General features: G+C 38.1%; 6 protein-coding genes and 1 pseudogene. 2 read left to right on the forward strand and 5 right to left on the reverse strand.

From position 1 onward, the window contains the following. The 3 genes and pseudogenes from Q0W26_RS10235 to Q0W26_RS10245 all read right to left on the reverse strand — a co-directional run. Window positions 1–2517, reverse strand: a pseudogene (locus Q0W26_RS10235) (hypothetical protein); the annotation flags it as partial. Window positions 2518–3268: 751 nt separating this feature from the next. Beyond that, on the reverse strand, window positions 3269–3778 hold the full coding sequence (locus Q0W26_RS10240) for a flavodoxin (protein ID WP_342765349.1): 510 nt from the start codon (window positions 3776–3778) through the stop codon (window positions 3269–3271). Between the two features lie 85 nt (window positions 3779–3863). Continuing rightward, a complete protein-coding gene (locus Q0W26_RS10245) occupies window positions 3864–5087 on the reverse strand; it encodes an FprA family A-type flavoprotein (RefSeq protein ID WP_298524837.1) in 1224 nt (407 codons plus the stop codon). A gap of 87 nt (window positions 5088–5174) precedes the next feature. Here Q0W26_RS10245 and Q0W26_RS10250 point away from each other — a divergent pair, with 87 nt between their 5' ends. Next, entirely contained in the window at window positions 5175–5840 is a 666-nt protein-coding gene (locus Q0W26_RS10250; protein ID WP_298524840.1) for a histidinol phosphate phosphatase domain-containing protein, read from the forward strand. Further along, on the forward strand, window positions 5837–6301 hold the full coding sequence (locus Q0W26_RS10255) for a DUF2115 family protein (RefSeq protein ID WP_298524844.1): 465 nt from the start codon (window positions 5837–5839) through the stop codon (window positions 6299–6301). The genes Q0W26_RS10250 and Q0W26_RS10255 overlap by 4 nt, the downstream gene beginning before the upstream one ends. An 8-nt stretch (window positions 6302–6309) precedes the next feature. On the opposite strand, the gene Q0W26_RS10260 is transcribed toward Q0W26_RS10255, so the two are convergent. Both Q0W26_RS10260 and Q0W26_RS10265 read right to left on the reverse strand, forming a co-directional pair. Then, complete coding sequence (locus Q0W26_RS10260; protein WP_298524847.1) at window positions 6310–6978, reverse strand: 2,5-diamino-6-(ribosylamino)-4(3H)-pyrimidinone 5'-phosphate reductase; 669 nt, start codon at window positions 6976–6978, stop codon at window positions 6310–6312. Between the two features lie 4 nt (window positions 6979–6982). Beyond that, window positions 6983–7852, reverse strand: an 870-nt coding sequence (locus tag Q0W26_RS10265) for a multidrug transporter (protein ID WP_298524850.1), incomplete at its 5' end; no start/stop codon positions are given.

Genomic DNA, 7852 nt, shown 5'->3' on the forward strand with positions numbered 1-7852 from the left:
CGCAATTACTGTGTTAAATTTCACACCAATCTTTGTTGTAAGGAAAAAGACAGTAAATCTCGCCTCTTCGCCTACACCTAAGACCTTGGTGTAATCCCATCTGCTTTCACTAGCCTTATATTTCCAGGTATTGCTGCGATCAACATAGTAATCGTATACCAAACCTTTGGAATAGTAATCTTCTATGACATATACGCCGGTAATGTCATATTTACCTGTGTTTCTAACGATAATGTCGAAACTGACTTCTTTTCCAAGTTCAACCTTAACGTTGTTAGATATCTTCTCAACAGTCATACTAGGGTTAGCTAATGTTTTTGTCTGGTTTGTTGAATTTGACAAGGTAATGTTTTTATACCCTGAGACAACGGTATTGGTCAGATTGCCGAGAGCCCTGGTTGTAAACTCAATTATGAAACTTGCGTTCTGCCCAGGTTCCAAATCATCGTTCAACAGCCAAAATCTATTGCCCTTATAGGTCCAACTACCTTTTTCAGCATACCATTTCCTATAAACTAAACCACTGCTGTATTGAGTATCATTTACAAATACATCTTCCAACACCATATTACCGGTGTTAGCTACAGTTATTCTGAATTGAACATTTTCACCGACAAGAACTGTCTCATTTAAGGTATCCTTTTTAACGGTTTCATTATAGTTAGGCACGAAAGGCCAGCTTTTGAATAAAACCATGTTCTGCCTGTCTGTTGGGGTCAGGAATATCTGCATATCGTATTCCATTAGAGTACCGTTCGGCAATACATATGTTGTATCGTTGAATTCGATGCTTCCCTCATTATATGCAGCTATGACGTCTCTGATGAGCCTGTCACGTGAATTTGCATAATGTCCATCAGTGAATACCCAGATTACGTCCTGGATATCGCTTAATGAATAGCTTGTGTATTTTTCAGGATATGCATCGAGCAGATAGAACAGTATTCTTACGTATTCGCCCACTACGGTCCTGTCCAAGGAATTACTGATATAGGTCAGGTCATTAACCAAAACCCCTTCAGTGTTATCCGGATAGAACAAATGCTGCTCAATACAGTATACGTTATATCCTGCGAAGTTACCATTAGGGATGCTAATTGTCCTTGCAGGGTTTCCGTTCAATACGTCACGAGAGTAATCGTGAACTGTATGCTGATTGAAAATGCTTACCTCATTTTTGGAGATAACCGTATTATCATCAATTGTTAATGTATCGACTGCAACAATTGTCTCATTTCCCAATGTTCCTCTGTTGTTTTTAAAAGTTGAATCCTCGACACTGAAACTTAGGGAAAAGATTGCTCCCCCGTGATTAGCTTCGTTGTTGTCGAACAGACAATTATTAACGTCAGAGTGACTGGAGGATATGGCTCCCCCATAGTTGAATGCTACGTTATTTGTGAAATTTGAATTTTCGAATATGTTATTGTTACTTTTAAATCCAGTGCTTATGGCTCCACCACCATAACCGCTGGCGGTGTTTTTGTCAAACACTGAATTGTCGACTGTAATGTTGAAGTTGGAGCAGATCGCTCCACCACTGTCTGCATCATTGTTTATAAATTTGGAATTGTTTACCAGAATATTGTTTGACGGAATCAGATAAGCTTCACTTTCTGAAATTCCGAATATTGCTCCTCCCTTAAGGGCGAAGTTTTCTTCAAATAAACAATCGTCAACTGTTAACTTATTGATGGAGGCTATTGCTCCCCCACCTTCCTCAATCTGGTAGTTTCCGCTGTTTAAAACTCTATTGTTTTTGAAGAGGGATTTTCTTATGTCTGAATGGCCGGCAAATATTGCTCCACCCAATCCCTTCTGGCCGATGTTGGTGTACTCCGACGAGGATCTCGTAAGAATCCTGTTCTGTTCGAATGTGGAGTTTTCAACCACCAAGTTGCCTGCGTATAATGAACCACCATTGAATTTTGCCGAATTGTTCTTGAATGTGGAGTCATAAACGCTGATTGAGTTTGACTGGTGTATGGAAGTTACACCGATTGCTCCACCATGTCTTCCAGCAGAATTGTTTTCAAATTGACAATTGTTAACCGTTAATGTTCCGGTACCCAAAAGGTATGCACCACCGTTTGTATTGGCAGATACATATCCGTTAACGAAATTTATGTTGTTTAATGTTACAGACCCACTGTATTGGGTGAATGCTCTTGCAAGGTTAGCTCCATCAATAGTATGGTTGTTACCGTAGATTATCAGATTTTCAACCTGAATACCATTCCTTAATGTTGATGGATCCTTACCAGAGGCATATCTATAGTCTTTAGTTAAAGTTACAATACCATTTTTAGCGTTCTTAATATCGTTATCCAAATCCGTAAATGTAGCAGGGTTTCCACTATCACTTAAAAGGTCAACATCAGTACTTACTTGTCCAGTTAAATGTTCATTCCCATTTGTTGCGTTTGAGTCTGTTGAAACAGCCCCACTTGCTGAAACCATCCCAATAGACAATATCAGTATTAAAAATACCAATAAGATCTTCAGTTTACATTTCATTTAATTTCCCTCAAATCGAGAGACAAACCAAATATATAAACCAAATCACATTTCCATTCAATAATATAAATTTAAAATTTATTTCAAGTTATTTAAACAATACAAATAATATAACCTAATCATCAGAATGCTTTTAACAACAAAGTACAGCTGATTTAAAGAGATGTGCTTCTATCAAAACTCATCGCATATGCAGTTTAAATCAATCATACCCATCGATTAAAACACTAGACCAAAAAATACCAATCATATCAGTTAAATACGTATTTAACAGAAATTCGATTTTGTATTTCAATATTAGTTTGTTCTAACTCAATAAACATAATATTATATTATTTAAATTCTCAGGAATATCGCCATATAATATGAATTCATATTCCGTATTAAAAATTTTGAATTACATTCAATATAAACGTTACTAAAAATTGTCGAATAAACTAAATGAAAATAGTATAAAATATTCAATAAATAATCTTTTAATATCATAAAATTTGATTTTTAATGATTAACATTCATTTAAAATTTAAAAAATTAAACAGAATGTAAAAAAATAAAAGAAGTTGAAATTTTAAAATTTAAAAATTTTTTAAAAAACAATGAAATCTAATAATCCTAAAACATGTTCAAAATTTCACCTGTTTAATGAAAAGCAAGCAACATTAATTGATATAATTAAAAGACAATCAAGATATTATTAAAAAAGTAATATATTTTCAGAGATGAAAAAAATTAAAGGAAAAATGAATAATGACTATTCATTTACCCATGCCTTTACAGTGTCCTTTGCATCATAGACATTTGCGCCGGGTATTGACAAACCTTTTTTGACCTCAGCGCCTTGGCATATCTTCTTTAAGTCCCTTTGTGAAGAGCCAAAACCTGACCCTTCATGAGTAACAAATGGTTTAACGGTTTTTCCGGAAAAATCAAGCTGTTCGAGCTGTGTAAACATCGGCATCGGAAGTGTTCCCCACCAGTTCGGAAAACCAATATAGATTGTATCGTAATCAGCAATCCTTTCCAATGTTTCTTTTATTTCAGGCCTTGCATCCTGCTGCTGTTCCTTTTTGGCAACGTCAATGCATTCCATATAATCCGCAGGATATTCGGTTGCAGGCTCTACCTTGAACAGGTCAGCGCCTGTAAATTCCTGAATGTATTCGGCAATCACTTCTGTGTTTCCCTTTTCTATGTTTTTAAGGACTCCTCCGAAGTAGTTCTCACCGCTTCTTGAAAAATAAATAACTAAATCAGACATAATAAAAAATATAAAAAGAGCATTATTTAAAAGTTGTTATTAACAACAATCTAGAAATTAAAAAAAAATAGTTAAGAATAGAAAAAATCTATTCTTTAATTGAACGAGCGAGTTCTGCACCTTTCTCGAATGCTTCGCCAAGCACATCATCATCAGGCACAAACAAAACATCCAATGTATCTGTTACAGTGAATCCTGCTTCTTCAAGGTCACGTTGGAGTTTTGCAATAGCTCCTCCACCCCATCCTTTGGATGAAAATATCAATGCGTTTTTCTCACTGCCTGTTCCCTTGAAGTTGACGCAGTCAAGCCAGTACATCATGTTACCGATTCTTGGGAAAGGCTTGTTCATCATTGTAGGAGCGCCCAATGCAATGGCTTTGGAGTCAAGGATGTCGGTAATTACGTCATCCGGACCGTCTTCCTGCATGAAGTACATTTCCACTTCAACGCCTTCGCTCATAATACCTTCAGCGATTTGGTATGCGAGCTTTTCGGTTGAGTGGTGCATTGTATCATATATAACTGTGATTTTGTCTTTGCACACACCAGATCCCCATTCGGAGTATTTCTCTACGATTGGAGCAGGATTTGTCCAGATTTGACCGTGGCATGGTGCAATCATTTTGATTTGTTCCAAAAGGCCATTGTCGGTCAGTTCCTGCAGTTTCATTCTGAGCATTGGAGAGCCTAAGGTTACAAGGTTTGCATAGTATTTCTGCGCTTCCCTTAAAAGATAATCAAGGGAGTAATCCTTATCGAATCTTTTGGAGTGGCATACGTGCTGTCCGAATGCGTCGTTTGAGAACAGTATTCCTTCCTCGGCCAAGAATGTGAACATGCTGTCCGGCCAGTGAAGCATAGGAGCTGAGACGAATTTCAATGTTCTTCCACCAATGTCCAGTTCATCGCCGGTAGCAACGGCAGTGAGTTCCAAATCTGAGAAATTGTGGTATTGAGCTTCCAAAAATTTGATACAGTTAGCGGATGCATATATTTCAGCATCAGGGTTGTATTTATCAATAGTGTCTCTCAAGTATGTTGAATGATCCATTTCAGAGTGGTTCTGTACAAAGACATCGATTTTAATGTCTTTTCCTTCCTGTGCAAATGCATCTTCAATTCTTGCATCCAATTGATTCTGCAATCCTACATAAGCGTTATCAATCAATACAGTTTTTTCTTCACCAAATACTAAATATGCATTGTAGGTGGTACCTGGAATTCCATATCCGTGAAAAGTTCTGCTGTTCCAGTGGATGACACCGACCCAGTAGACACCATCAGCTATCTTTACTGCTTTCGCTTTCATTTTATAACCTCAAAATAATTTAAGTTATATAATTTTATATTAAATGTACTATATATAATATTATATTTAATATCAAGAGGTTTTATTTTGAATAAAAGAATCGATTTACATATGCACAGTTTATTCAGTGACGGTGAACTGCTGCCTTCAGAACTTGCAAGAAGAGCTTTAAAATTGAATCATGAAGCAATAGCGATTACAGACCATGTCGACTGGTCAAACGTCGATACAATTCCTGCCATTCAGGATGCCATCGATGACATCAACGCCAACTGGGACATTACCGTTGTTTTGGGGGCTGAAGTAACCCATGCCCCATGCGAGTCCATTGACGCAATAGCCGCAAGAGCCAAAGAATTGGGTGCAAAAATAGTTGTTGTCCACGGTGAAACATTGAATGAACCTGTGACTCCAGGAACCAACCGTGCTGCAGTTGAATCCGAACATGTCGACATATTGGGCCATCCTGGTTTGATAACCATCGAAGAGGCAGAGATTGCAAAGGAAAACGATATCTATCTTGAGATTTCCGCACGTAAAGGACACTGCCTTGGAAACGGACATGTTGCAAACGTTGCCCGTGAAGTAGGAAACAAACTTTTAGTTGATACCGATACACACTCACCGGACAACCTCATAACATTCGAAAAGTCATATGAAATAGCTTTGGGTGCAGGCATGTCACATGAGGAGGCCATGAAGGCACTTGTCGACAATCCACGTGAACTCTTAAAATCAAAAGGAATCTTATGAAGGCATCTAAACTTTTAAAGATCATTCAAAAGAATCTTGAGGCCTATCCCATCGATTATCTGAGAAACAAGGTGACTGATGAGAGGTACAAAGATCCCCTAACAAAAAAACTTGCAAAATATAACACATCTGTATATGATGATATATATGAGACAGTTATTTTAGATGATTTTGAAATAAAAGATAATATTATAAAAAATATCAAGGCAGATATTGGGTTTTATTTTGACAGGTATGCAGGTGGAGATAGCGAAACCCAAGAATTCACAAAGAACATTTCACTGTATCTAGCACTGATTGCAAAAAAACCTCTCCACCCATTCAGTGAAGACAAAAAAGATGACGTATACTATTTCAATGGCGACTATTACTGCAAGGGACGTATGAAATACATCCACGATGAAAGGTCACTGTGCAGATACTGCGTCTGCAGGAATGTCAGTTTCAGCGGAATGTTTTAAAAAAACAACTATTTCAAAACTTTATATTTTAAAATCAAATCCTTTCCCAATGTGTAAGAGTCAAACAGCTCCAATCTGACCGCTTCATCCATTGTGTCAAAGCCTTCACCATCAAAGAAAGTCTTTGCATTCGCACCGCCTACAACCATCGGCGCAACGCAGATGTTAATCTCATCAATAAGGCCTGCCTTTATCATGGAAAAGTTCAGTGTGGCTCCACCTTCAAGCATCAGCTTTTCTATTCCCTCTTCGTGAAGATAACTCATCAGACTTGTCAGGTCCACTCTCTTATCTCCGCTCCAGAAGAACTTCACTCCTCTTTTTTTGAAGGTTTCATACTTATCGGAAGCCAAAAATTCATCCTTATATTCGTTGGTACAGGCGATGACTGTCTTTGCATCGGAATTTGTTATTCTTGCATCAATCGGTGTTCTGCATTTGCTGTCAACCACCACACGTACAGGGTTGTCTTCGGGTTTTGCATCAACCTTGTGGACTGTCAGTCTTGGATCGTCTTCAAGAACCGTTCCGATTCCAACCATTATTGCATCGCATTCCTTTCTTATCTCATGAACCCTTTTAAGGTCCTCTTCACCTGAGATGTTTGAGCTTCCTGTGGCGGTTGCAATCTTTCCGTCAAGTGTCATTGCAGCATTCAATATCACATATGGTCTCATGAAATCACCCTATATGGTAGAACATTTCCTTGATTTGAAGGAAGTTGACCAGTGTCTTGCTTTCAAGCATTCCAGGCATTACCAATGCCACTAGAATACCTATTATTCCAAAGACTATTCCAATTGCCCAGATTATTTTGACTGCATCCTTTTCTGCAATAGGTTTTCTTAAAATCAGTCTGATTAATGACTTGAAACCTGCATCAGGCCTTACCAGTTTTCCATCATCATTCAGCTGTGTAGGCTTTTGCTGTGAACGGTTCATAACTCCTGCGGAGTAGAATTTTAAAGCCGCATCGATGATGTTCGGCATCAATACGATAAGGGCAATCAGCTTCACCCTACCGATGAATGCTATACACACTATCGCAGCACCGATAATCAATGTACCTGTGTCACCTGGGAAAATCTTGGCAGGATATCTGTTGTAATAAAGAAATGCAACCAATGCTCCAAGCATACTCATGGATATGATTGTAACATCGTATTTTCCCAAAATTATACATGCTATTGTCAGTGATGCCATTGAAATGACACCCAACCCTGACTCGATACCGTTAAGACCGGCAAGCATGTTTGTGAGATTTGAACCGATTGAAAGAGCTATAGGAATTGTAATCAGATACAGGATACCTACGTTTGGAGGTGCCGCCCATATCAGCGGAATACCTGCTATGAAAAGCAAAAAGAATTTTGACCTTGATGAAAGGGCAAGCAGGTCATCCACAATACCTACCATACATACTAATAACATTACCACCAGAACTACCATCAACTGAAATGTGAGAATGTCGTGCATGTAGATTCCTGAAAACATTCCGAATACGAATCCGAATATGATTCCCAAACCGCCCATCTCGGCAACGACAGGCCT

This window comes from uncultured Methanobrevibacter sp. (assembly GCF_947169325.1).
GTDB lineage: Archaea > Methanobacteriota > Methanobacteria > Methanobacteriales > Methanobacteriaceae > Methanocatella.

What these genes read in the sequence shown, in the direction of transcription:
- Q0W26_RS10245 (WP_298524837.1), bottom strand. Translation starts at nt 5,087, where the DNA reads ATGAAAGCGAAAGCAGTAAAGATAGCTGATGGTGTCTACTGGGTCGGT.
- Q0W26_RS10255 (WP_298524844.1), top strand. Translation starts at nt 5,837, where the DNA reads ATGAAGGCATCTAAACTTTTAAAGATCATTCAAAAGAATCTTGAGGCC.
- Q0W26_RS10260 (WP_298524847.1), bottom strand. Translation starts at nt 6,978, where the DNA reads ATGAGACCATATGTGATATTGAATGCTGCAATGACACTTGACGGAAAG.